The following is a 25,647-nucleotide window of genomic DNA, read 5'->3' as shown; positions in this document are numbered from 1 at the left end:
CTACCGAACGACGCTACGTTGCCGCAGGGAGTGCCCGCACAATCATGGACACCACCAACGACTGGTATGTAGTGGCTGGCGCGATCGCCAGCGTGGGTGTGGGCTGGTGGCTGAGAGGCCTGGTCAATCGACCGTCGATCGCCCCTGCTGAAAACCCAGTGATGCCCACTGCCGCTGTGGCGAGTCAAGGCGGTGCCGGCGACGTTGCCGCTACTGACGCGAGCCGCCTGATCAACAGCTATGAATTACTACAGCAAGCGCCTGTCGGCTATTTAGAAGTCGATGATGAAAACCAACTCATCTGGATTAACCCGCTAGCAAGCCAGATGCTGAACATCCCAATCAGTAGTCAGGACGGTGGCGCGATCGCGCCCCTCACCCCGAGACTGTTGCTTGAATTGGTGCGATCGTTCGAATTAGACCAACTGATCGAAAATACCCGTCACGCCCAGCGATCGTGTCAGCAAGACTGGATCCTAAACCTAGTGTCACCTGATCCGATCAACCCCAATGAAGGTGTGGCTTATCCGTTGCGCGGATACGGTGTCCCCCTGCCCAATCGTCACGTCGGCGTATTTCTAGAAAATCGGCAAGAGGCAGAAAATTTGGTCCAGCAACGTAATCGCTGGACTTCTGATGTCGCCCACGAACTCAAAACGCCCCTCACCTCCATCCGCCTAGTTGCTGAGACCCTGAAAGAGCGCGTTGATCCTGCTCTGTTGAAATGGGTAGACCGACTGCTGAACGAAATTCTCCGGCTTGGCAATCTGGTGGAAGATTTGCTGAATTTAAGTCGCCTCGAACGTAGCGGTGGCACCGGACTCACCCTTAAGCCCGTCGAGCTACCTCGATTAATTTTGGCCGCCTGGCAAAGTTTAGAACCACTGGCTGAGATGAAACAGGTGCAGATCGCCTACGAAGGGCCGTCGGAACTGATTGTGCAACTGGACGAACCGTTGATGCATCGCGTGTTCATCAACTTGATTGACAACGCGATTAAGTACAGTCCGCGAGAAGGCACCATCTACGTCCGGGCCACGGTGGAGCACGAGCCAGCCAGCCTGTCGCTGGGCTCCGCCCCGACTTCGCAGCAACTCCGGGTGGATGTCATTGATGAAGGCAATGGGTTTCAAGAAAGTGACTTGCCCCATATCTTTGACCGTTTTTATCGGGCGGATATGTCTCGCACCCGCCTCAGCACTGATCAATACGTTTCCCTGGCGGGGAATGACTTCGCCAACTCAGGCAATACGGGCACCGGGCTCGGATTGGCAATTTCCCAACAAATTGCTGAGGCCCACGGCGGCAAGCTCATTGCCCAAAACCATCCCGAGACGGGGGGTGGTTGGCTTAGCATTGTGATGACGACTCAGCCCTTGTCTTTGCATGAGGTAAGCGTTGTTCCATAGTCGTGGCTAGATGCGCTGGTTTGGGCGGTAGAGGCAGCTACAAAATTGATAGTCAGCTTGGTGCAGAGGGGGCTGACGACATTAGAAAATCAGTCAGCGATTTCCCGGAGTTTCTCCATGAAACCGGCAGCTATATGAATTCTTGAAGAAGACTGCTCGGTATCCACTCTGCTGACAAATCCAGCGGGATACATTGAATTATCAAGTCCTGTAGAGTCAACAGATTTCCCTGACAAGCCGCGCATTCAAACTGGTTGAGTAAAGCCATGTGAGGGCGGCAAATCCATCCGAGGGGGCCGTTGGCATACCTTTTTCATCGATCGCTATGGCTGTTTCTCAAACCCAAGCAACCCAAATATGGCATGGTCAGGCGAGTGCTCTGTTGAATGTCGGGCGGTACCGTTCGGCGATCGCAAGATATGAGCAGGTCTTGGCGGCTGACCCGACGGATGCTAAAGCTTGGGTCGAAAAAGGTTATGCCCTCTGTGAGTTAAAGCAATATGAAGCCGCTTTACAGAGCTTTCAGCAGGCGATCGCGCTAGTGCCCAAACAGGCTCGGGCCTGGCATGGCCAAGGCATTGTGCAAGCCAAAAGCAATGATTTTGAAGCGGCGTTAGCGAGTTTTGACCGGACGATCACGCTGAATCCGCGCGATGCTAAAGCCCGACGCAATCGCGGCAACGCTTTGCTGCGTCTACACCGTTACCAAGAAGCGGCTGATTGTTTTGATGAGCTGATTCAGCAAGAGCCGGACAATTACTATGCTTGGTACGATCGCGCAGTTGCGCTGGCAGCGATGCGCCGCTTCCACGATGCGCTGAGTTGTCTCGACACCACGGTCGCGATTAAACCCACCTGTCACTACGCCTGGACTTATCGTGGCCTCATGCTCAACAAGTTATACCGCTTTCGCGATGCCTTAGCGAGTTTTGACCGCTCATTACAGTGTCGTATTCCCAATCCAAACGCTTGGTATGGCAAAGCATCGACGTTTGCCCTGCAAGGTAAAGCGACGGAAGCGGCCCGGTGGTTACGGAATGCGATCGCGGTAAATCCCAGTATTTATCGCGTCATGGTGAAAACCGATGCTAGTTTTAACGTCGTAATTAACAGTCCAGCGATTCAAGCCGCCATTGCTAACCCGAGTTCCATCCCCGCAGCGGCCAATGACTCTTTAGAATGGCGACAGTATTCTTCGCTGGTGCATGGCCCGAACTCCTCATTTAACATTTGACCGTGGCACGTTAATCCTGCATCCCCCGCCTAAGGGCAAAGCGTGGATTGACTTTGCGACCTGGGACGATCGCATTGAAAAGTTTCGGATTCCCGCCCATCAATATCGCGCCCTAGTGGAAACGCTGCGGCGAGAGCAAGTTGCATTTGTCGATCAAGTCGCCCAGTTTGAGTCGCTGACCTTGACTTTGCAAACGTCCTGGCAGCCCTATCCTCATCAGCAAGCAGCGTTGCAAGCTTGGATTGCGAGTGCTTGGCGTGGGGTCGTGGTGTTGCCGACGGCCGCGGGCAAAACCTATTTGGCCTATCTCGCCATGCAGGCGACGCCCCGCAGTACCCTCATCACCGTCCCCACGTTAGATCTCATGCATCAGTGGTATGACCAACTGCTGCAAGTGTTTCCCGACGTCGAGGTGGGCTTGCTCGGTGGTGGCTCCCGCGATCGCACCCCCATTTTGGTTGCCACCTACGACAGTGCGGCCATTCACGCCGAGAGCTTAGGCAACCAGTACGGCTTGCTGATTTGTGACGAGTGCCATCATTTACCCAGCGACTTTAATCGTGTGATTGCGGAATATGCCATTGCACCCTATCGTCTGGGCCTGACGGCGACGCCCGACCGCGCCGATGGCCGCCACGAAGACCTCCTGCACTTGCTCGGCCCCATCGTTTATGAAAAGCAACCACAAGATTTAGCAGGGGAGACATTAGCGCCCTATGAAATTGTGCAGATTAAGGTGTCGCTTAGCCAGACCGAACAGGCACGTTATGCGACGCTGATTCAGCAGCGCAACGACTTTTTGCAAGGGGCCAACATCTGGCTAGGCAGCCTGGAAGGGTGGCAGCGGTTTGTGCAGGCGAGCGCCAAATCGTCAGCGGGCCGGCGGGCGATGTTAGCCCATCGAGAATCACGGGCGATCGCCCTGGGCACGGCAGGCAAACTTCGCATTCTCGCTGACCTGCTAGAACGGCACCATCCTGAACGCTGTTTGATTTTCACCGCCGACAACGCCACGGTTTATCGCATTTCAGAGGACTTTTGGATCCCTGCGATTACCCACCAGACGGCAGTCAAAGAGCGCCAAGCCATCTTAGAAAAATTTCGCAGCGGGGAATATCCCATTCTGGTGGTCTCCCAAGTGTTGAATGAAGGGGTAGATGTCCCCGATGCGCGGGTGGCCATTCTGCTCTCCGGCACGGGCTCCACTCGCGAATACATCCAGCGCTTAGGGCGAATTTTGCGTAAAGGCTCTAAGGGCCAAAAACGCGCCATTCTTTATGAAGTCATTGCCGAAGAGACGACCGAAGAGGGCATTTCGCGGCGGCGGCGAGCAGAGCGATCGCCCCGTCCGACTGGACAGTTAGAGCTGTTGCCCCAAAAACAGTCTTATCCAGCGCCCCAGCAGCCTTTGCCCCATGCTGCCGAACCTGAGGCAGATTGGCCGGAAGCCTGAGCCGTGCCAATTGTGATCGCGGCGAAAAACTGGTCGGGATCAACACAAAACGCCTAAGAAGCGTGAACATTTCATGACATCAACGATTTCTTGTTGTCATAATTAATACAGACAATAAGAACTTCCTTCTTCACTGATGCCAATTCTCTAAGAACGCGCCATAGCTTGCAGAGTCCTTGCGGTCGCTGCCCCCTCGTCAAAAGGGCGCTCAACAAACTGTCTAGGTTGGCCAAATTTCCAGAACTGGTATTCTCGCTCCCCGTTGCAGTTGGAGAAGGCCGACAAATCAGCCGTTAACAGCGGCTGACGGAGGCTGAGATAATGATGAATAATTTACCGAAAACGTCGCTACGCTATGTGCCAAAGGTGACGGTGGTGGGTGCAGGCAATGTGGGCAGTTCCCTGGCGAAGCGAATTTTGGACACCCATTTAGCCGATGTGGTGTTACTCGATGTGGTGGAAGGGCGGCCCCAGGGCATTGCCCTTGATTTGACCGAGGCCAGCGGTTTAGAAATGCGACCGCAGCACATCGTGGGCACCAATGACTACAGCGATACGGCGGATTCGGATGTGGTCGTAGTGACCGCTGGAAAACCGCGTCAACCGGGGATGTCGCGAGATGATTTGATGCAGGTGAATGGCCGCATTGTGCAGGCAACCGTCCAGCAGGCGATCGCCTACTCGCCCGAGGCCAAATTCATCATCGTTACGAATCCGCTGGATGTCATGACCTATCTAGCTTGGCAAACCAGTGGTCTGCCCGCTGAGCACGTCATTGGCATGGCCGGCATTTTAGACTCGGCCCGGTTTCGTACGTTTATTGCCATGGAACTCAATGTGCCGCCGGAAGATGTTTCAGCATTGGTCCTGGGGGGGCATGGTGACTTGATGGTGCCGCTACCCGATTACGCGGCGGTCAGCGGCATCCCCCTGACCGAACTGTTGGATCCGCTGACGGTCGATCGCCTGGTGACTCGCACTCGCAACGGTGGGGCCGAAATCGTCAACTTGCTGAAAACAGGAGGCGCATATTACGCCCCGGCGGCCTCAATTTACGGCATGGTGGAAGCTATCTTGATGAATCGGCATCGTATCTTGCCAGCGGCGACCTATCTCACTGGGCAATATGGTCTGCGTGATCTCTATATCGGTGTGCCTTGTCGCATTGGTCAGCAAGGGGTCGAGTCAGTGGTCGAGCTGTCTTTGAGCGCCGAACAGCAAACCGCACTGGTGACCTCAGCGGCAGCGATTAAGGCTAATATTCAAAAACTTACGCAGTTGCTGGAGGCACCTAAGCCACTAGCGGTCGGTGTCTAGCCATCTTGAGCTTAGGATCGGAAATTAAATTATGTGCTGATTTATCCCCTCTCGGGAGGGGTGCCTGCAGGGCGGGGTGGGTTCCGATCGCTAACACTACCGGCCAACTCACCCCACTGCCCCGCCCAGGCGAGGCAGCAGGGTGAGTTACTTCAAGGCAAATTGCGGAATTTATTCAGTTCTCATCCCTTAGCCTTCATGTTGGACGAAACTTATCAGCGCCATCAGGCTTGGATGGCGCAAGCGATCGCCCTTGCCGCTGAGGCTGGAGCCGTTGGCGAAGTCCCTGTGGGCGCGATCGTGGTAGACGAGCAGGATCAGCTGATTGCCCGCGCGGCCAACTTTCGTGAAAGGGGACATGATCCCACCGCCCATGCTGAGATCATGGCTCTGCGACTAGCTGGGCAATCACGCCGCAACTGGAATCTGACTGGCTGTACTCTGTACGTCACCCTGGAACCCTGCCCCATGTGTGCGGGGGCGATCGCCCTGAGTCGCGTGAGTTTGCTGGTATACGGTGCAGATGATTTAAAAGCTGGGGCCGTGCGTTCAGTCCTCAACATTCCTGACGGTCCTGCCTCTAACCATCGCCTTGCGGTGCTCAACGGTATTCTCGAAACTCAGTGTCGAGAGCAATTGCAGACCTGGTTTGCTAAGCGACGGCGATCGCAATGACACAAATCTGCTCAGGATGAGTGCCGCGTTATCTCTGGACGAGGAGCTTGTCTGGCCATGTTCCATAATGACTCCAAACTATTCCCAACCATAATGCAGGGGGGATCGGTGAATAGTGTCGGCAGATTTCCCGTTAGCCCCTGCTGACTGGCTTAGGGCACTGGATCCGGATTGAGGGTGCGATCAAATGTTTCGCCCAGCTTATCGGCAATGCCTTCAATCCAAATTTCGTCTTGCTGGGTGTAGCTGCGGGGGGCATTTGCTCCCAAAATTAGCGCACCTTTTTTGCCCATCGGTTGACAGATGAGTCCTTGCGTATTCTCCGGCAAATAATTGAATTCCACTCGACCTGGGTACAGCTTCATATCCACTAAATAGACCGCCTTTCCCTTTTCTAAAACTCGCGTGAGAATAGCTCCAACAGTCACTTCATCGGTCGGTCCCAAAACGCCCCGACGCATGAGCACACGACCGTCGTAGTAAGCCACGATCGCCCTGGTGACGGTGTTGGTTAACAACAAATGCGAGGCCCATGCCAGTTCCGTTTGCAGGGTTTCGGGTAGACTGGCATCCAGTTCAAAGCCTTCGACACCTTGAAGAGGTACGGCATCGGGCGATTTAGGCTGTACTCGCTGCCACAGCAGCCCAGTGAGCACCAACACCGCACACAAAATAATTCCCATCACGTCTGACCGCGCTTGCGAGTCAGTCAATGCAGCAGTCAACCCGCGGTTGATCATCAAGAGTAAGCTGCCCACGCTGCCCACGGCGATCGGCAGCCGACGCAGCCATACAGTTTGATCCGAAGATGCCATCCATACACCTGTAATGCTGAGTTGCTGGGGTCGACCTCTGATGAGACAACTTGATCCCACATCGTGATATCGGTCGCCGAATACAAAGTACCTGATGCATTTTATCAATGTGTTCGTAGAGTCAGCACATTTCCCTCCTGCTAGCGCGCTTGTCAGCCGTTGATGGCTAGTGCAACGTCAACGCAAAGAATTAGGGTAGTCAATACTGTTGTAGAAGATGAAACTGAGACGATGAAAGCCTTACCCCATGCCCAAGAAATATATTGTCCGCCTGAGCAAATGCGAACAAGAGGAACTACAAAGCGTCATAAAAAAGCTCAAAGGCAGTAGCCAGAAAGTTCGCCGGGCTCAAATTTTGCTGAAAGCGGATGCCTCAGGACCAAACTGGACTGATGAACGCATTGCCGAAGCTTTTTGCTGTCGGACAAAAACCGTTGAGAACATCCGTAAACGTTTAGTAGAGCAGGGGTTCGAAGTCGCCGTAAACGGCCTGAAACGGCAGAGTGCGCCAACGCCAAAGTTACTTGATGGGGAGCAAGAAGCGCAGGTGATTGCGATGCGTCTAGGCAAACCACCCAAGGGGTATGGTAACTGGTCACTGCGGCTGCTGGCCCGCCAAGTGGTTGAGTTAGATATTGTTGAATCAGTGAGCCACGAAACCATCCGCCAGACGCTGAAAAAAATGGGATGAGCAACCGCAAGATAGAGTATTGGGTGATTCCACCTGAGGCCAATAGCGAGTTTGTGGCGCAGATGGAAGAAGTCTTGGATGTCTATGCTCGGCCTTATGACGCGAGCTGTCCGGTGATCTGCATGGACGAGCAACCGATTCAGTTCCACAAAGAAATTATTCAACCGATTGAAGCCACTGTGAAGCATCCTAAACGGGTCGACTACGAATATGAGCGCGCAGGAACCGCCAGTATCTTCATGTTCACAGAACCGCTGAGCGGTTGGCGGCAAGCAACGGCGCGAGCCCGGCGGACAAAGGTCGACTGGGCGATAGAAGTGGCCGCTTTGCTAGAAGGGCGCTACGCCAAGTGCGAGCAAGTTTTACTGGTCTGCGACAACCTCAATACCCACACCAAGGGAGCTTTCTATGAAGCCTTTGAACCTGAGCGGGCCCGCCAATTAGTCCGACGTCTTCAGTTTTGCCATACTCCTAAACACGGCAGTTGGCTCAATATTGCTGAAAACGAGTTGAGCGCGATGACACGTCAGTGTGTTGACGGCAGGCGCTTTGGCGATATTGACACCCTCAGAGATGAAATTGCCGCTTGGTCGACCGACATCAACAATGCTCAGCGAGGAGTTGATTGGCAGATGAAAGTTGATGATGCCAGAAGCAAGTTGACCTCTGTCTACCTTAAAATCAAGCTTTGACGCTGCACTAGTGGGTCGTTGCGTTCTGGACTTCGCTATTTTCCATGCCTGGTGCTGTTTAATTCACCTGCTACCCTATTCATAATCAATTCACCGACGTTTATCGTGTTTGAACACCTACTCCGCCGGTATGAACCTAGTCCTCAGGAAGTCCTTGAGGTTCTAGAGCTACACCAACTCAGTTTTGAGTTTCGCCAAGAGCAGCACTACCGCGAAGCTCTAGAAGCCCACTGCGAAGAGCATTATCGGCTCGCCCAGCAACATCAATCCGACCATGCAGCAATGCAACGCGAACCCAATTTCTTTGCTCTGTTTTGGCGGAAGCATCCCTGAGAGCAAGCCATTGTGCCGTGTGACTACTTTCAGCCGTATGTGGGGAACAGGTCTGATCCCTTTTTTCACCACTTCGATGCCGTTCCTAATGGTGAACAGCTGAGCCGGTTATGCCAGCCATGAGATTTCCACTCTTAGGCTGCGAAGTGGTAAGGCGGCAGTGGTTCACTGCATACGACCTGCCAATTGGGCAGCTGTTCCTGCCAAGTCATGATCACCTGTTCGGTGGTATCGGTATCGCGTGACAGCAGCACATGCAGGCGTTCTTCATGATCCTGTGGAGCGCTACGCACTAGTGGAATATCTTGTGTAGCCAGATCGGTCAAGAAAGTTTGTAACTCGTCGGCTTGTTGGTTAAGTGCAGCGGTGTGATCTTGCAAGCGTTGCTTTTTCGCTAAGAAATACTCACGCCCTTTGAGGTCGCTGGCGATCGCCGGTAAATCTAGCGGCTGTGGAATAAGTTTGACCAGATATTCAGCGCGATCTTGCAGGTGGCTGAGTTTTTGGCGATAGGTCTCGCCTTGAGTTTTGAGAAAAGTAGTGACTGCCTCGCTATTACTAAATTGAGTGCCAAACCGGAGTGGCAAAAGCGGACTATAGGTGAATAAGTGGCTCAAAATGCGATCGTGCGCCAACACTGCCGCCATCAACTGTGCATCATCTTTTTGTATTTGAGCAATATCCACATCTCGCTCAATCACCGCCCCCAATGTCCCTACTGTCAGCACTTCCACCTGGGCAGTGCCAATACCCTCAGGAAGATTGTTGGTCTCAGTTGAGTTCGGGCAGAGGGCATAAAGATAAATCATAGACAGATCGCAATACGAAATCACAGCCTCAGATCGATGCCATCGCATTCTTTTGAATCAATCTATCGATGCATCAATCAATAGTGGTTACAGAACCCGACACCCAATGCCCGAGCTATCCCAAGACTAGCAAGTTCATGCACTGTAGCAGGGTAACCGTTCTGTAAAATTGCCCCTCTGCTGCCTGTTGACGCTAAGTACAGGCGTTAACCCTATTCATAATATGACTGCAATCTGCCATAAGCAATGCGATATCAGCTTTTCTCTCGTCAACTAGGAAGGCTGTTTTACTCTGCACCCTATTGGTAAAAACGCTTCACCTCACAGATAGAACACTGGGGCGATATTTACGGTTTACGACTCAGTACTTCAAACACCAGGGCTATTTGACTGACCGTCGCATCTCTCAAAGTGGTGTTCTCGCCTAATTATTCAGTGCACTTGGGCTACCACAGGCGTGTGATAGCAGCGGCAGTAAAGTAGCGTTGATGCCATAAAGAGGCCAGCCTGCTGCGGTGAGTTGATATCCCTGGAATCCCTCCTGTTGCAGGGCTCTGAGGCCTTGAAAAACTTTCTTTCAAAACCAGTTGACAGGTTTATGGGGCTTAGTTATATTGGTAAAGCGCTGAAGGGAACCGGCACGAGATTGTGTCGAGACCTGAAGTGAGAACCTCGACAATTAATATTGAAAGCCAGAGACCTTAAATAGGTTCCTGTCAAAGAATTAAATTGGCATCAAGTTAGCATACTTTTCACGAGTTGTCTAATGAGGTGTTGATAGAGATTCTGGATACTGAAGAGTATTCAGGTTCAAATTGTCTGTTTTGATAACATGGAGAGTTTGATCCTGGCTCAGGATGAACGCTGGCGGCGTGCTTAACACATGCAAGTCGAACGAACCTTTTCGGAGGTGAGTGGCGAACGGGTGAGTAACGCGTGAGGATCTGCCCTTAGGTGGGGGACAACCGTTGGAAACGACGGCTAATACCGCATATGGCGAGAGCTGAAAGATTTATTGCCTAGGGATGAACTCGCGTCTGATTAGCTAGTTGGTGAAGTAATGGTTTACCAAGGCGACGATCAGTAGCTGGTCTGAGAGGATGATCAGCCACACTGGGACTGAGACACGGCCCAGACTCCTACGGGAGGCAGCAGTGGGGAATTTTCCGCAATGGGGGCAACCCTGACGGAGCAACGCCGCGTGGGGGAGGAATGTCTGTGGATTGTAAACCCCTTTTCTCAGGGAAGAAGTTCTGACGGTACCTGAGGAATCAGCATCGGCTAACTCCGTGCCAGCAGCCGCGGTAAGACGGAGGATGCAAGCGTTATCCGGAATTATTGGGCGTAAAGCGTCCGTAGGCGGTTTATCAAGTCTGTCGTTAAAGACTGCAGCTTAACTGTGGGCGAGCGGTGGAAACTGATTAACTAGAGAGTGGTAGGGGTAGAGGGAATTCCCAGTGTAGCGGTGAAATGCGTAGATATTGGGAAGAACACCAGTGGCGAAGGCGCTCTACTGGGCCACAACTGACGCTGAGGGACGAAAGCTAGGGGAGCGAAAGGGATTAGATACCCCTGTAGTCCTAGCTGTAAACGATGGATACTAGGTGTTGCGCGTATCGACCCGTGCAGTACCGCAGCCAACGCGATAAGTATCCCGCCTGGGGAGTACGCACGCAAGTGTGAAACTCAAAGGAATTGACGGGGGCCCGCACAAGCGGTGGAGTATGTGGTTTAATTCGATGCAACGCGAAGAACCTTACCAGGGCTTGACATCCCGCGAATCCCTTTGAAAGAGGGGAGTGCCTTCGGGAACGCGGAGACAGGTGGTGCATGGCTGTCGTCAGCTCGTGTCGTGAGATGTTGGGTTAAGTCCCGCAACGAGCGCAACCCACGTCCTTAGTTGCCATCATTCAGTTGGGCACTCTGGGGAGACTGCCGGGGACAACTCGGAGGAAGGTGTGGATGACGTCAAGTCATCATGCCCCTTACGTTCTGGGCTACACACGTACTACAATGCTTCGGACAAAGGGCAGCGAGCGCGCGAGCGTGAGCAAATCTCATAAACCGAGGCACAGTTCAGATTGCAGGCTGCAACTCGCCTGCATGAAGGAGGAATCGCTAGTAATCGCAGGTCAGCATACTGCGGTGAATACGTTCCCGGGCCTTGTACACACCGCCCGTCACACCATGGGAGTTGGCCACGCCCGAAGCCGTTACCCTAACCATTCGTGGAGGGGGGCGTCGAAGGTGGGGCTGATGACTGGGGTGAAGTCGTAACAAGGTAGCCGTACCGGAAGGTGTGGCTGGATCACCTCCTTTTAAGGAGACCTATCTACTCATTCATGCAATTTTTGTCGCTGAATGGAGTGGGTCAACTTAGGTCGGTCAGGACTTATTTAGGTGGGCTTTCAATATTGTCGGGTTTAATTTATGGGCTATTAGCTCAGGTGGTTAGAGCGCACCCCTGATAAGGGTGAGGTCCCTGGTTCGAGTCCAGGATGGCCCACTGAGTGGGGGTATAGCTCAGCTGGTAGAGCGCCTGCTTTGCAAGCAGGATGTCAGCGGTTCGAGTCCGCTTACCTCCACCATTTAAGAACGTATTGAGGGATTTAGATAACAGCACCGTACTCACTGTTTAGTGAAGTAAGCTGCTGGGCTCTAAGTCTAGCGAGCGACCCTTGACAACTGCATAGAGAAAATTGAGTCAAAAGGTAGTTAAAGACAAAACTATTCGCAAAGGATAGAGAGAAGGTCAAGCTACAAAGGGCTCACGGTGGATACCTAGGCACGCAGAGGCGAAGAAGGACGTGGCTACCGACGATACGCTCCGGGGAGCAGGAAGCATGCATTGAGCCGGAGATTTCCGAATGGGGCAACCCAGTATACGGCCCGCTGAATCTATAGGCGGGTGCGAGCGAACGCAGCGAACTGAAACATCTTAGTAGCTGTAGGAAGAGAAAGAAACCTCGATTCCCCTAGTAGCGGCGAGCGAAGCGGGAAGAGCCTAAACCAACGGTTTTTACTGTTGGGGTTGTGGGACAGCGACATGGTATTTGGCGGCTAGACGAAGCAGTTGAGAGCTGCACCAGAGAAGGTGAGAGTCCTGTAGTCGAAAGCTTAAGAAACCTAGCTGCATCCCGAGTAGCACGGGGCACGTGAAATCCCGTGTGAATCCACGAGGACCACCTCGTAAGGCTAAATACTCCTGCGTGACCGATAGTGCACAGTACCGCGAGGGAAAGGTGAAAAGAACCCCGGGAGGGGAGTGAAATAGAACATGAAACCGTGAGCTTACAAGCAGTCAGAGCTCGATTAAACGAGTGATGGCGTGCCTGTTGAAGAATGAGCCGGCGACTTATAGGCACTGGCAGGTTAAGGCGGGAATGCCGAAGCCAGAGGGAAACCGAGTCTGAATAGGGCGAATTGTCAGTGTTTATAGACCCGAACCCGGGTGATCTAACCATGTCCAGGCTGAAGCTTGGGTGATACCAAGTGGAGGGCCGAACCGACTGGCGTTGAAAAGCCAGCGGATGAGGTGTGGTTAGGGGTGAAATGCCAATCGAACCCGGAGCTAGCTGGTTCTCCCCGAAATGTGTTGAGGCGCAGCGGTTGCGATTATAGCTGGGGGGTAAAGCACTGATTCGGTGCGGGCTGCGAGAGCGGTACCAAATCGAGTCAAACTCTGAATACCCAGTGGACACGCAGCCAGTGAGACGGTGGGGGATAAGCTTCATCGTCAAGAGGGAAACAGCCCAGACCACCAGCTAAGGTCCCGAAATGAACACTAAGTGGCAAAGGAGGTGAGAGTGCACAGACAACCAGGAGGTTTGCCTAGAAGCAGCCACCCTTGAAAGAGTGCGTAATAGCTCACTGGTCAAGCGCTCTTGCGCCAAAAATGAATGGGACTAAGTGTTCTACCGAAGCTGTGGACTTGTCATATTTTGATAAGTGGTAGGGGAGCGTTCTACATGCATCGAAGCATTAGCGAGAGCAGGTGTGGAGTGTGTAGAAGTGAGAATGTCGGCTTGAGTAGCGAAAACGTGTGTGAGAATCACACGCCCCGAAACCCTAAGGGTTCCTCCGGAAGGCTCGTCCGCGGAGGGTTAGTCGGGACCTAAGGCGAGGCCGAAAGGCGTAGTCGATGGACACAGGGTTAATATTCCCTGACTACTGATTGGGAGCGTCAAGGGGACGCATGACAACTAGCCATACCCTGATTGGATTGGGAGGGGGTTACGACCCCTGCATGGTGAACGATAGTGCCAAGAAAAGCCGAAGACGTGTTGAACAATTAGTACCCGTACCCGAAACCGACACAGGTAGGGAGGTTGAGAATACCAAGGGGCGCGAGGTAACTCTCTCTAAGGAACTCGGCAAAATGGCCCCGTAACTTCGGGAGAAGGGGTGCCCTCTGCAAGGGGGGCCGCAGTGAAGAGTCCCAGGCGACTGTTTACCAAAAACACAGGTCTCTGCAAACTCGTAAGAGGACGTATAGGGGCTGACGCCTGCCCAGTGCCGGAAGGTTAAGGAAGTTGGTTAGTCTTCGGATGAAGCTGACGACCGAAGCCCCGGTGAACGGCGGCCGTAACTATAACGGTCCTAAGGTAGCGAAATTCCTTGTCGGGTAAGTTCCGACCCGCACGAAAGGCGTAACGATCTGGGAGCTGTCTCGGAGAGAGGCTCGGCGAAATAGGATTGTCTGTGAAGATACGGACTACCTGCACCTGGACAGAAAGACCCTATGAAGCTTTACTGTAGCCTGGAATTGGGTTCGGGCTTTGACTGCGCAGGATAGGTGGGAGACTATGATTTCATCCTTGTGGGGATGACTGAGTCGCTGGTGAGATACCACTCTGTCAAGGCTAGAATTCTAACCTGTAGCCGTTAGCCGGCACGGGAACAGTTTCAGGTGGGCAGTTTGACTGGGGCGGTCGCCTCCTAAATGGTAACGGAGGCGCGCAAAGGTTCCCTCAGGCTGGTTGGAAATCAGCCATCGAGTGTAAAGGCATAAGGGAGCTTGACTGCAAGACTGACAAGTCGAGCAGAGACGAAAGTCGGCCTTAGTGATCCGACGGTTCTGAGTGGAAGGGCCGTCGCTCAACGGATAAAAGTTACTCTAGGGATAACAGGCTGATCTCCCCCAAGAGTTCACATCGACGGGGAGGTTTGGCACCTCGATGTCGGCTCGTCGCAACCTGGGGCTGGAGTAGGTCCCAAGGGTTGGGCTGTTCGCCCATTAAAGCGGCACGCGAGCTGGGTTCAGAACGTCGTGAGACAGTTCGGTCCATATCCGGTGTAGGCGCAGGAGTATTGAGGGGAGTCCTTCTTAGTACGAGAGGACCGGAAGGAACGCACCGCTGGTGTACCTGTTATCGTGCCAACGGTAAACGCAGGGTAGCTATGTGCGGAGTGGATAACCGCTGAAAGCATCTAAGTGGGAAGCCCACCCCAAGATGAGTACTCCCATGGGATTAACCCAGTAAGGTCACGGGAAGACCACCCGTTAATAGGTGCTATGTGGAAGCGTGGCAACATGTGAAGCAGAGGCATACTAACAGACCGAGGGCTTGTCCTTCTCAGCGCTTTAGCTATTGATTCAATTCTCTATGCAGCTTTCAGGGTTCTGCTGAAACAACCCAATAGCTTTCCTGGTGCCTATGGCGGTCTGGAACCACGCCGATTCCATCCCGAACTCGGTTGTGAAACAGGTCTGCGGCGAAGATACTTTGGGGGTTGCCCCATGGGAAATTAGCTCGGTGCCAGGTCCCTAATAACCGTCCTCTGTTGTTCCCGCAGCAGAGGACGGTTTACTTTAAAATGAAAGGCTGATTTAAGGAACAAGGTCTGCGAAAAGTAATCGCAGACTCACACTCAGGGCTATGGCATGATTGCTTTGAATACCGTAAGTTGGTGATATTAGGGCGTTGACTATGCTTGTTAGCTCCTTACGTTTGTTGGATTAAAGTTCCAGGAAGTTACTTCTGCAATGTTGTTCTGGAGTTGATCCTAATCTGTGCAAACTCGGCAATGCCTAGCCTCGAAAATTTCTTTGCTTTTTTGGGTGTAGTAATGCTTATAGTCCTTGGGATTCAGCTGTTGCGAGAATTCATAGGGGTGCCTGAAAGAGTAAAATTTAGATTGTTGGTGCGGTGATTCGTGAACTCATTTGAATCCTATATTTGGTTACTCTCGCCAGGATAAGTTTATGACTCTCAGAAGTGCTTGCTCATGAAATCTGCTCCGGAATTTGTGTGACAGTGTTAACCCAGCATGGTTATCACGTGAGTCCTGTATTTAGAAAAAGACGATTTTGGTGTCTCTTGTCGTTTCTGTTTCGTCAACTGGGGTGATTCGTGAATAAAGGCAACGACCGGCTTGCATCCCTCAGGAGCCAATTGCTTCTCTATCTAGAATAAGACTGTAGAGAATAGGTGCTTGGCGATGCCGAAAATCGTTTTGATTGCGGGCTTTGAAACGTTCAACGCGGCCCTCTATCGTCAGGCGGCTGAGCGGGCTATGCAGCGCTGCCCTGAGTTGGCAATTCACGTTTTTAGCGATCGCGACATCACGCAACACCCCGACGCGATCGCCCAAGCCCTTGACGGCGCTGACGTATTTTTCGGTAGCCTGATTTTTGACTACGACCAGGTGCTCTGGCTGCGCGATCGCGTGCAGATCATCCCCATTCGCCTCGTCTTCGAATCCGCGCTGGAGCTGATGGCGCTGACTCAGTTGGGCAAGTTTGCGATCGGTGACCAGCCCAAGGGCATGCCTAAGCCGGTCAAGTTTATCCTCAGCAAGTTTGGCAACAGCCGCGAAGAAGACAAGCTCGCCGGATATCTCAGCTTTCTCAAAGTCGGCCCCAAACTGCTCAAATTCATCCCTGTCGGCAAAGTGCAGGATCTCCGCAACTGGCTGATCATCTACGGCTACTGGAACGCGGGTGGGGCGGATAACGTCGCCGCCATGTTCTGGTTCCTCGGCGAAACCTACCTGGACCTCACCGTCGGCGACATCCCGGAAGCCGTTACTGCACCCAATATGGGCCTGCTGCACCCAGGTTATGAGGGGTATTTTGAGTCCCCGAAGGCGTATCTGGAATGGCATAAGAGTATGAGGGTGGCAGGGGGAAAGAGTGTGAGGGTAGCAGGGTGGCAGGGTAGCAGGGTAGCAGGGACCACTCAACCAAGCCCCTTCTCGGCTCAGCCGGTCACCTCACCCTCACACCCTCATACCTTCACACCCTGTCACTCCCCAACCGTCGCCCTCCTCCTCTATCGCAAGCACGTCATCACCCAGCAGCCCTACATTTCCCAGCTCATCCGGGCGTTCGAGGATGCGGGGTTGGTGCCAGTGCCGATTTTCATCAACGGCGTGGAGGGGCATGTGGCGGTGCGGGATTGGCTGACGACGGACGATGAGCAGGCACAGCGATCGCTCGGCCACATCGCGACGCCGTCGCTGTCTGACGAAGCAGTGCGGGTGGATGCGATCGTCTCCACCATTGGCTTTCCGCTGGTGGGTGGGCCGGCGGGGTCGATGGAAGCGGGACGGCAGACGGAAGTAGCGGTGCGGATTCTCACGGCGAAGAACGTGCCGTATTTCGTGTCGGCACCCCTGCTGATTCAAGACATTCACTCGTGGACGCGGCAGGGGGTCGGTGGGTTGCAGAGCGTGGTGCTGTATGCGCTGCCGGAGTTGGATGGGGCGATCGATCCGGTGCCGTTAGGCGGCTTGGTCGGTGAGGATATTTACCTGGTACCGGAGCGGGTGCAGCGGTTAATCGGGCGGGTGAAAAGCTGGGTGGCGCTGCGGCAAACGCCCGTGGCGGAACGGAAGCTGGCGATCGTGCTCTATGGCTTTCCGCCGGGGTATGGGGCGACGGGGACGGCGGCGCTGCTGAACGTGCCGCAATCCTTGCTGAATTTGCTGCGATCGCTCCAGATTGCCGGGTACGACGTGGGCGACCTTCCCGACGATGGCGAAACTCTCATCGACTGGGTGAAACAGGCCGACGAAGCCTACCCAGGGGCAGGGGACGCACCCTTCGAAAGGGTGCGTCCCCTAAACACCGTGCCGGTGCGGCAACTGGAGAAGTGGCTGGGCTACCTGCTCACCACCCGCGTCGAAAAGCAGTGGGGCGACCTCACCCGCACGGGCATCAAGACCTTTGACGAGGATTTTCTGCTGGGCGGGGTGCAACTGGGCAACGTGTGGATTGGCGTGCAGCCGCCCCTGGGCCTCTCCGGCGACCCGATGCGCCTGATGTTTGAGCGCGACCTGACGCCCCATCCCCAGTACGCCGCCTTTTACCAATGGCTGCAAAAGGACTGGCAGGCGGATGCGGTGTTGCACTTCGGCATGCACGGCACGGCGGAATGGCTGCCCGGTTCGCCCCTGGGCAATACGGGTTACTCCTGGCCGGATATTTTGGTGGGCAACCTGCCGCACCTGTATGTCTACGCGGCCAATAATCCGTCAGAGTCGATGCTGGCGAAGCGGCGCGGCTACGGTGTGCTGATTTCCCACAACGTACCGCCCTACGGTCGAGCCGGATTGTACAAAGATTTGGTGGCGCTGCGGGAACTGATTGCCGAATATCGCGAAGACCCGGACAAAAATGACGTGCTGCGGGAGGCCATCTGCAAAAAGATTACCGACACGGGCCTGGAAGCCGACTGTCCTTTTCCGGAAGCCCGCCAGCTGGGCATGGACTTTTCGCCGGAAACGGCGCGGATGTTCAGCAAAGATGCCCTGCTGGCCTACTTCGCGATGCTGTATGAGTATCTGCAAGTGCTGGAAAATCGCCTGTTTTCCTCGGGACTGCACATTCTGGGCGCGGTGCCCGATGCGGCGCAACGCCACAGCTATCTGGCTGCCTACTTTGGCGCAGATCTCAAGCCCGTTGTGGTGGAGGCGTTGAGTGAGTTGGAGATGGCGGAGTGCGATCGCACCCAATGGCCTGCTCTCGTCGACGAGCTGCTGCTGCATCACTACCGCAGCGACGCCGACACTCCGTTGCGGGAAACGGCGCGACAAAAAATTGCCGAAGGACTGGAGATCTGCGATCGCCTCGCCCAAACTTCTGACGAAATCACTAATCTGCTGCGGGGCCTCAACGGCGAATACATTCCCCCTGCGCCCGGTGGCGACCTGCTGCGAGATGGCCCCGGCGTACTGCCCACTGGCCGCAACATCCACGCCCTCGATCCGTACCGCATGCCCTCCCCCGCCGCTTATGAGCGGGGGCGTCTCGTCGCCCGCCAGCTCATCGCCCAACACCTCGACGAGCACGGCACTTTCCCCGAAACCATCGCGGTGATGCTGTGGGGCCTGGACACCATCAAGACCAAGGGGGAAGCGATCGGTACGCTACTGGAACTGGTGGGGGCAGTTCCCCTGAAGGAAGGCACCGGGCGCATCGTCCGCTATGGCCTGATTCCCCTGGCGCAGTTGGGGCACCCCCGCATCGACGTGCTGGGCAACCTGTCCGGCATCTTCCGCGACAGCTTTGTGAACGTGCTGGAACTGCTGGACGACCTGTTTCGCCGCGCGGCTGAGGCTGACGAGCCAGAAGCTCAGAACTTCATTCGCAAGCATGTCCGGGAACTGCAGGCACGCGGCGTCGAGAATCCCACAGCGCGACTGTTCTCCAATCCGGCGGGGGATTACGGCTCCCTGGTGAACGATCGCATTGTGGACGGCAACTGGGAAGCTAATGACGAACTGGGCAATACGTGGCGCGATCGCAATGCCTTCAGCTATGGGCGGAGCGACAAGGGGCAGGCGCGATCGGAAATCCTCGACAGTCTGCTCAACACCACGGGCCGCATCGTGCAGCAAATCGACTCGGTGGAATACGGCCTCACCGATATCCAGGAGTACTACGCCAACACGGGCGCGCTGAAGCAGGCCGCCGAACAGCGCCAGGGTCGCCGCGTCACCGCCAGCTTTGTGGAAAGCTTTTCGAAGGACACCACCCCACGCAAGTTGGAAGACCTGCTGCGCATGGAGTACCGTACCAAGCTGCTGAATCCCAAATGGGCCGAGGCGATGGCGGCCCAAGGCTCCGGCGGCGCGTACGAAATCTCCCAGCGCATGACCGCGATGATTGGCTGGGCGGGCACGACCAACTTTCAGGATGGTTGGGTGTACGACCAGGCTGCCGAAACCTACGCCTTTGATGCGGCAATGGCGGAGAAATTGCGGCAGGCCAATCCGGAAGCCTTTCGCAATATTGTCGGGCGCATGCTCGAAGCTCACGGGCGCGGCTACTGGTCACCGGATGAGGACGCGATCGACAAGCTGCAAGCCCTTTATGACCAAGCCGACGAAGCCCTGGAGGGGGTGTTGATGAGCTAAAGCGATGGTGCAATCTCAGAATCCTGATAGTCAGTCGATGACCAAGGTACTACAGGCGTTTCGGGCGGGGCAGTTGTCGCAAGCTGACCTGTTGCGGGCGCTGGTGGGCTATGCTGACTGGCGCGTCCAGATGGATGAGGGGGGCCAGCCGGAAATCGTGCCCGATGATCGCGGTACTCAATTTGTCATCGCCGAGAGCGACGTTGACCAAGGACAAGTTGTGAGCGGGCGATCGCTGGTGAATGAACTGGCCCCCTCGATTGGCGGTATTGCCTTTGACCCGGAGGCTGATTGGGGCCTGCTATGGCGGCCAGAACGCCTCCCGGAATTGCAGCAGTGGAGCCAAATTGTTGAGTTGGAACAAGCCCTCTTAAAGCCGGGCCCCAACCAGGTAAGCACGCTTCTCAATGGTCCTTGGTGGGGGGTAGTGGAACCTGGCCAAACCGAATTAGCGACCTTTCGGCAGGAGCATCGCGAAGGGGGCGAGTATCGCTTCAGCCTGAATGCGGTGACTCTACTAACCGCTCCGGATGCGGTCGAGACGTTTCGCGTGACCCAGAAATTTCGCAAGCTGGAGGCGATCGCGCTCGACAGTGAGTTCTGGCAAAATTTGGCGAGCCGGGCGGATTACGCCGGGATCTGTGTGAACCCGCTAACGCCACGCTATGTGTTGTTGCCGCCCCATCTACCCGCGGCACTGGTGGCTGGACGAGATGTGCGCCCTGGCGCTGGCCCCCTACCTGCCCGCACCCTGGCAGAAATTGAACTCTGGCTAGATCTAATGGGTGCCCGACCGGACCGGCGATCGCATCAAATCCAGCCATCTGCCGGGGGACTAACGGTGGCTTATGAAGCTTGGTGGGGGTACGAACCTCGACCGCTCTTGTTTACGCTGCCAGCCTCGTCGTCAGAGGTCTCCGGTGCTTTCGGTGAAACTCCCAGTGAAATTCTCTGTGCGGGGTTAATGGTGCGCTACGTGCGCGGCAAACTGGCTGGGCTGCCTCGATTTCGCTGGCAGGCCAACGCCGACCAACGGCAGCGAGCCGCTAAGGCTCTGCGGGTAGTGAATGATCTCAGCCAGTTCATTGAAGCGGGCCGCATTCCTTTTGCCGCTATCCGTACGCCTCAGGGGGCCGAATTGTGGCGTCTTGAACCGGATGCCTTTACCGCCTCTGCGATCGCCAAATTACAGCAACGAGCAGAGGCTCTGGCCTGATGATCCTGCGCCCCCCTGGGCTCATCGCTGATCAGTGCTCTGTCTGAGAGATATGGTTCGGAGTGGAGAGCCAGGGGGCAGGGGAGCCAGGGGGAGAGGGGGAACCCAATCAGGCGACCTTGAGAGCGAGGCTGGCGGACTCACTATCAGCCATCCGGTCATGAATTGTTAGATGTCTCAATGGGGCAGCCCAACCTGGCCTAAACCGCAACGGCATCCAAGCGCTCTTGCAAATAGCGCTCAGCTTCGTCAATCTCTCCCGTTTGGAGCCAGCTTGCTAAGCCTTCGGGATCCGTCACCTGGCTGAGATATTCGCTCAGGGTGGCCTTTTCCAGGACCTCGGTTTCCAAGAGCTTGTGAGCCATTTCTTCGAGAATCTCGCGATTGCTCATCAAGACCTTCAACGCCATGTGATGGGCTCCGTCGACCACAGATTTGATTTCCGTGTCGATGCTTTCCATGACCGTCGGGCTGACCGGGCGACGCTGATTGCCCATGCCGGGGATGAACTGTTGCTGCTGCTTTTCGAAGGCAATGGGACCCAAGCGATCGCTCATGCCATAGACCGTCACGAGGCGATCGGCCAGGTCGGTTGCTTTTTGGATATCGTCCCCGGCCCCCGTCGAGACCTTGCGGAACACCAGTTCCTCAGCGGAGCGCCCCCCGAGCAAGATCGAAATGCGACCGCGCAGTTCATCCTCTCCCGCCAGAAACTTATCTTCCTCAGGTAATTGCAGCGTGTAGCCTAAGGCCCCCACGCCCCGAGGCACGATGGAGATTTTCTCCACTTTTCCCGCTCCCGGCATCAGCGAGCCAATGATGGCATGGCCGACCTCGTGATAAGCCACGGTTTTGCGCTCATCGTCACTCAGCACCCGAGATTTTTTCTCCAATCCCGCGACCACCCGTTCGATCGCCTCATTGAAGTCACTCATTTTGACTTCGTCACCATCCCGTCGCGCCGCCAACAAAGCCGCTTCATTAACCAAATTTTCGAGGTCTGCGCCAGCAAACCCTGGCGTTCGTGCCGCCAAACGGTTCAGATCGACATCGTCCGCCAGTTTGACGCCGGGAGTATGCACTTGCAGAATGGCTTCGCGCCCTGACTTGTCGGGACGATCGACGAGCACCTGGCGATCGAAGCGACCGGGACGCTGGAGGGCGGGATCCAGCACTTCGGGCCGATTGGTTGCGGCGAGAATGATGACGCCATTGTTGGCGTTGAAACCATCCATCTCGTTCAAAAGCTGGTTCAGCGTTTGCTCTTGCTCACTAAAGCCGCCGCCCGCCATCGGCCCTTGACCGCCCCGAGAACGGCCCAGAGCATCCAATTCATCAATAAAGACAATGCAAGGAGCCTGCTTTTTCGCCTGCTCAAACAAATCACGCACTCGAGAAGCGCCCACCCCGACGAACAATTCAATAAATTCGGAGCCGGAAATACTCAAAAACGGGACATTCGCCTCGCCTGCCACGGCTCGGGCCAGCAGCGTTTTACCTGTACCAGGCGGGCCGATTAGCAAGACCCCTTTGGGCACTTTGGCCCCCAAACGAGTATATTTGTCAGAATTGCGCAGAAAATCCACAATCTCGCGCAATTCTGCCTTCGACTCATCCACTCCAGCGACATCATCAAACGTAGTGTGAGTATCCCCTTCGGCATAGAGTCGAGCCTTGCTTTTGCCGACGCCTAGCGCCGCTGCCCCGCCAGGACCCCCCTGGCCGCGACGAATGAAAAAGCCGACGACCAAATACAGCAGAATGGGCGCGATCAGCCAGAAAAATAATGAACCACCGCCGTCATTCTGGGGTGGAATGGCGGAAAATTCGACATCGTTAGCCCGCAATTTTGCCGCCAGCTGCTGATCATTCTGCACAGGCACGGTTCTGAACCCTTGAGGTGCTTCGGCATCCCCGGTCTCAGCGCCTTTGAGCTGATAGCGAATTTGGTCAGGCGCAATGACGGCTTCTTTCACCTCGCCCGCCTCGACTTGCTCTAAAAATTGACTGTAGGGCACTTGTTGAAGCTGCTGACCAGGCTGAGTAAAGACATTGGCGAGAACAAAGATCGTCAACGCCGCTAGCAGTCCGAATCCCAGCCAGCGGGGACGACGGTTATTGCCGTCGTTGTTGTTGCGAAAGTTGCCCGATGGGTTTTTGGGATTACGAAACTGATTGCTGAAACTCATAAAGTCTGCGAATTCGTCCAATATCGGTGAGCAGTCTGGCGGTTGGCGCTGACCCAGCTATGCAGCCGGCCAGTGGGCGCGGGAACCAGAACGCGGTCTGCAGTTCCGCCAAGAATCGCAGGCGCGATCGCCCACTGCATTCCACAGCCATTACTACTTCCTCAACCTAACGATTTCGCCAGGGTGCTGGCGTCTATCGGGGGATAGGGCTGTTTCATCGCGCGATAGACTCTGCCCGAGCTAACGATGTCAGCGCTGCCAGATTTTGATCTCGCCATGCCAACCACCGCTCACCAGAGTGCGGCTATCGGGCGCAAACGAGGCGGACCACACCCAACCGGTATGGCCCGCCAAAATGCCGATGAGTCGACCGCTGTCGATGTGCCAAATGCGAATGGTTTTGTCGCTGCTGGCCGTGGCCAACAACTTACCGTCAGGGCTGAAGGTCACGCAGTTCACCGCTGCCGAGTGGGCTTGAAACTCGGTAATTAACCTTCCGCTATTCACTTTCCAAAAGCGAACAAAACCATCGGCCCCGGCGGTGGCGAGCAGCCAGTTATTGGGGCTGGTGGCAACGGAGTGGATTTCTGTTGAGTGATTTAAGACATGGTGGGTGCCCCGATTTTGCAGTCGGTGCAGATGAACTTGCCCATCTTGGCCGCCGCTGACGAGGGTGCTGCCGTCGGTGGTGACGGCGAGCGATCGCACCCAATGCTCATGCCCCGTCAGTACCTTGACCGGAGATGCCTGCCCCACTTGCCAAACGCCGATAGTCTTATCCTGACTACCGCTGTAGAGATACCGACTGTCGGCACTAAAGGTAACCGCCCGCACCCAATCGCGATGGCCTGACAGGGTGGCCGCTAACGTCTGAGTGCGTACATCCCAAAGCCGAATTTCGTTGTCATTGCCCGCACTCGCCAGCCACCGACCGTCGGGACTGAAGGCGACACAGCGCACCCATCCCTGGTGTCCCGCTAAAAACGTGAGCCGTTTACCCTGGTCTAAGCTCCACAAGGCGGCGCGTTTGTCGCCACTGCCGCTGGCGATGTATTGTCCATCGGCACTGATGGCAACGGTGCGCACCCAGCTGGTGTGTCCATGCAGTGTGTGTCGGCAGCGCCAACCACTGGCTAAAGGTGCCGCCGCGTCACGCTGGGCAAAGGTAGACCCTGACGATGATGTCTTACGAATAGGAGTCGTCGTCCAAGCCGCAGCGGCGACTGAGTTGGGGGTTCTTGGGTCAGACAGTACCATGGCTTGCATATCGGCATGAGTAACGTCAAGTGTGGCCAGTTGCGATCGCACCCCTCGGGAAGCCCGGCCAGGAGACCGCGCAGATCTGCGTGTACCGGGCTGACTTCATGAAAGGACTACAGAAACTGCGGTTGCGATTCCGCAAGGTTACGGAGCCGCCCAGTAATTTATTCTGACTGAGGGGAAAAGGGGCGATCGCCTGCTTGCCGACGAGCCGCAGGCCAATGGCGCGACCATTTCAGTATTCGTTGAGTACAGGAATGAGGTATAGCGCGATAAACGCTTTGGCGGCACTGGGATCGAGCTGATTGAGCGATCTCACAATTTCAACAATGGTTTCGCCCGTCGGGTCAGTGCGCTCATGTACCCAGCGATACACCACGGTGCGCTCCATGCCCATGGTGACGGCCAACTTGTTTTGGCTAATGGCGTAAGTTTCTAGGGTTTCTTTGAGGGCGCGCCCAGCTCTGCCCATAGAGGTTGACTGCCTTTTGCAACTGTCGAGACATTGATGACCTTAGCGGCTCAGGTGCCCAAAAGCCAGTCCATCGCCCGACTAAAGGAACGTTTGATTTGCTCGCGCCGTCGCCAGGTTTCAAACCGATTGCGATATTGCTGTTCATTCGGCCAGTAGGTTTGCCAGGCTTGCAGGCTCAGGCCCGCGCCCCAAAAGACAAAAATATATAGCGCCCACGATAGGGTGTCAGCGGCCATCCAGTTCAGGATGAAGAGGACTGAATTGATAATGGCGAACCGCACTAAGTGGCTCTGAAAGCGCTGCTGTTGGTAGTGATCAAATTCGGCTAGCGCTACCGTTTCCTGCTGCTGCAAAGCCCATTGCTGCTCGGCTTCGACCAGGGTGTTATGAGCAATGCCTAGTTCATCGGCAATCTCAAATAACTGCGATCGCGTCAGGTCGCCGTCTTCTGTGTGGCGGGCGATCGCAATTTGCAGAATTGCTTGAGCATCTTCTGACTGATAAATGGGTGGCTCGTCTTGGCTGGGGGGCATTATGGTCGATTCAGACATGCCGGAGAGACGGGGAAGGGTGCGCTAATACTTCTGTTATAGAGAATTTTCGGCAAAATGGGCACTGGAATGTGGTGGTTTGTAATTTTGGTGGAAAGCAGGGAGTGGAGAGTGGGGGGCAAGGGGGCGGGGGAGAGTGAGGGCGAGGGGGGAGGTGAGTTGATAA

At 55.2% G+C, this 25,647-nt stretch carries 16 protein-coding genes, 2 tRNA genes and 3 rRNA genes; 15 read left to right on the top strand and 6 right to left on the bottom strand.

Annotated elements, in window-relative coordinates; all coding sequences use genetic code 11:
- Positions 1-44 precede the first annotated feature (44 nt).
- The 5 genes from DYY88_RS02095 to tadA all read left to right on the top strand — a co-directional run bounded on the left by DYY88_RS02095 (position 45) and on the right by tadA (position 6,088).
- Complete coding sequence (locus tag DYY88_RS02095) at positions 45-1,409, top strand: sensor histidine kinase (protein WP_052288200.1); 1,365 nt, start codon at positions 45-47, stop codon at positions 1,407-1,409.
- A gap of 325 nt (positions 1,410-1,734) precedes the next feature.
- The gene (locus DYY88_RS02090; protein WP_052288199.1) at positions 1,735-2,643 is read left to right on the top strand and encodes a tetratricopeptide repeat protein; all 909 of its coding nucleotides are present in this window, start codon (positions 1,735-1,737) and stop codon (positions 2,641-2,643) included.
- Positions 2,615-4,096 carry a DEAD/DEAH box helicase gene (locus tag DYY88_RS02085; protein ID WP_039725223.1) on the top strand — a complete coding sequence of 494 codons (1,482 nt, stop codon included), beginning with the start codon at positions 2,615-2,617 and terminating at the stop codon, positions 4,094-4,096. Before DYY88_RS02090 ends, DYY88_RS02085 begins: the two co-directional genes overlap by 29 nt.
- Before the next feature lie 324 nt (positions 4,097-4,420).
- On the top strand, positions 4,421-5,413 hold the full coding sequence (mdh, locus tag DYY88_RS02080) for a malate dehydrogenase (protein ID WP_130199299.1): 993 nt from the start codon (positions 4,421-4,423) through the stop codon (positions 5,411-5,413).
- Positions 5,414-5,446: 33 nt separating this feature from the next.
- Complete coding sequence (tadA, locus tag DYY88_RS02075; protein ID WP_367889250.1) at positions 5,447-6,088, top strand: tRNA adenosine(34) deaminase TadA; 642 nt, start codon at positions 5,447-5,449, stop codon at positions 6,086-6,088.
- Positions 6,089-6,240: 152 nt separating this feature from the next.
- Here the strand turns inward: tadA and DYY88_RS02070 are convergent, their stop codons facing one another.
- Positions 6,241-6,903 carry a cofactor assembly of complex C subunit B gene (locus DYY88_RS02070; RefSeq protein WP_039725220.1) on the bottom strand — a complete coding sequence of 221 codons (663 nt, stop codon included), beginning with the start codon at positions 6,901-6,903 and terminating at the stop codon, positions 6,241-6,243.
- 247 nt (positions 6,904-7,150) lie between these two features.
- On the opposite strand from DYY88_RS02070, the gene DYY88_RS02065 reads away from it, so the two are divergent.
- The 3 genes from DYY88_RS02065 (at position 7,151) to DYY88_RS02055 (ending at position 8,619) form a co-directional block, all read left to right on the top strand.
- Positions 7,151-7,594: a helix-turn-helix domain-containing protein gene (locus DYY88_RS02065; protein WP_039725219.1), complete on the top strand. Its 444-nt coding sequence runs from the start codon at positions 7,151-7,153 to the stop codon at positions 7,592-7,594.
- The gene (locus DYY88_RS02060; protein ID WP_039725218.1) at positions 7,591-8,286 is read left to right on the top strand and encodes an IS630 family transposase; all 696 of its coding nucleotides are present in this window, start codon (positions 7,591-7,593) and stop codon (positions 8,284-8,286) included. Before DYY88_RS02065 ends, DYY88_RS02060 begins: the two co-directional genes overlap by 4 nt.
- A gap of 105 nt (positions 8,287-8,391) precedes the next feature.
- A complete protein-coding gene (locus tag DYY88_RS02055) occupies positions 8,392-8,619 on the top strand; it encodes a hypothetical protein (RefSeq protein ID WP_039725217.1) in 228 nt (75 codons plus the stop codon).
- Between the two features lie 134 nt (positions 8,620-8,753).
- Here DYY88_RS02055 and DYY88_RS02050 read toward each other — a convergent pair whose 3' ends face one another.
- Positions 8,754-9,428, bottom strand: a complete 675-nt coding sequence (locus tag DYY88_RS02050) for a GvpL/GvpF family gas vesicle protein (protein WP_160299492.1) — start codon at positions 9,426-9,428, stop codon at positions 8,754-8,756.
- A gap of 829 nt (positions 9,429-10,257) precedes the next feature.
- Here DYY88_RS02050 and DYY88_RS02045 point away from each other — a divergent pair.
- The 7 genes from DYY88_RS02045 (at position 10,258) to DYY88_RS02015 (ending at position 21,006) form a co-directional block, all read left to right on the top strand.
- A 16S ribosomal RNA gene (locus DYY88_RS02045) occupies positions 10,258-11,747 on the top strand.
- A 113-nt stretch (positions 11,748-11,860) separates the two neighbouring features.
- Positions 11,861-11,934 (top strand) — tRNA-Ile (locus tag DYY88_RS02040).
- Between the two features lie 6 nt (positions 11,935-11,940).
- A tRNA-Ala gene (locus tag DYY88_RS02035) sits at positions 11,941-12,016 on the top strand.
- 162 nt (positions 12,017-12,178) lie between these two features.
- A 23S ribosomal RNA gene (locus DYY88_RS02030) occupies positions 12,179-15,003 on the top strand.
- A 72-nt stretch (positions 15,004-15,075) separates the two neighbouring features.
- A 5S ribosomal RNA gene (gene rrf, locus DYY88_RS02025) occupies positions 15,076-15,193 on the top strand.
- The 16S, 23S and 5S rRNA genes sit together here with 2 tRNA genes alongside, the layout of an rRNA operon.
- A gap of 676 nt (positions 15,194-15,869) precedes the next feature.
- On the top strand, positions 15,870-19,790 hold the full coding sequence (gene bchH / locus DYY88_RS02020) for a magnesium chelatase subunit H (RefSeq protein ID WP_039724538.1): 3,921 nt from the start codon (positions 15,870-15,872) through the stop codon (positions 19,788-19,790).
- A 4-nt stretch (positions 19,791-19,794) separates the two neighbouring features.
- Complete coding sequence (locus DYY88_RS02015; protein WP_052288119.1) at positions 19,795-21,006, top strand: hypothetical protein; 1,212 nt, start codon at positions 19,795-19,797, stop codon at positions 21,004-21,006.
- Between the two features lie 200 nt (positions 21,007-21,206).
- Here the strand turns inward: DYY88_RS02015 and ftsH are convergent, their stop codons facing one another.
- The 4 genes from ftsH to DYY88_RS01995 all read right to left on the bottom strand — a co-directional run bounded on the left by ftsH (position 21,207) and on the right by DYY88_RS01995 (position 25,481).
- Complete coding sequence (ftsH, locus tag DYY88_RS02010) at positions 21,207-23,195, bottom strand: ATP-dependent zinc metalloprotease FtsH (RefSeq protein WP_084606883.1); 1,989 nt, start codon at positions 23,193-23,195, stop codon at positions 21,207-21,209.
- A 249-nt stretch (positions 23,196-23,444) separates the two neighbouring features.
- Positions 23,445-24,452, bottom strand: coding sequence for a WD40 repeat domain-containing protein (locus tag DYY88_RS02005; RefSeq protein WP_165390095.1), 1,008 nt, complete (start codon positions 24,450-24,452; stop codon positions 23,445-23,447).
- Positions 24,453-24,690: 238 nt separating this feature from the next.
- Positions 24,691-24,927 carry a helix-turn-helix domain-containing protein gene (locus tag DYY88_RS02000; protein WP_039724539.1) on the bottom strand — a complete coding sequence of 79 codons (237 nt, stop codon included), beginning with the start codon at positions 24,925-24,927 and terminating at the stop codon, positions 24,691-24,693.
- A gap of 50 nt (positions 24,928-24,977) precedes the next feature.
- Positions 24,978-25,481: a 2TM domain-containing protein gene (locus DYY88_RS01995; protein ID WP_084606884.1), complete on the bottom strand. Its 504-nt coding sequence runs from the start codon at positions 25,479-25,481 to the stop codon at positions 24,978-24,980.
- Positions 25,482-25,647: the final 166 nt, after the last annotated feature.

This window comes from Leptolyngbya iicbica LK (assembly GCF_004212215.1).
GTDB classification, from domain to species: Bacteria; Cyanobacteriota; Cyanobacteriia; order Phormidesmidales; family Phormidesmidaceae; genus Halomicronema; species Halomicronema iicbica.
Note: the sequence above shows the minus strand (reverse complement) of the source record. Positions and strands in the feature narration are given on the sequence as shown.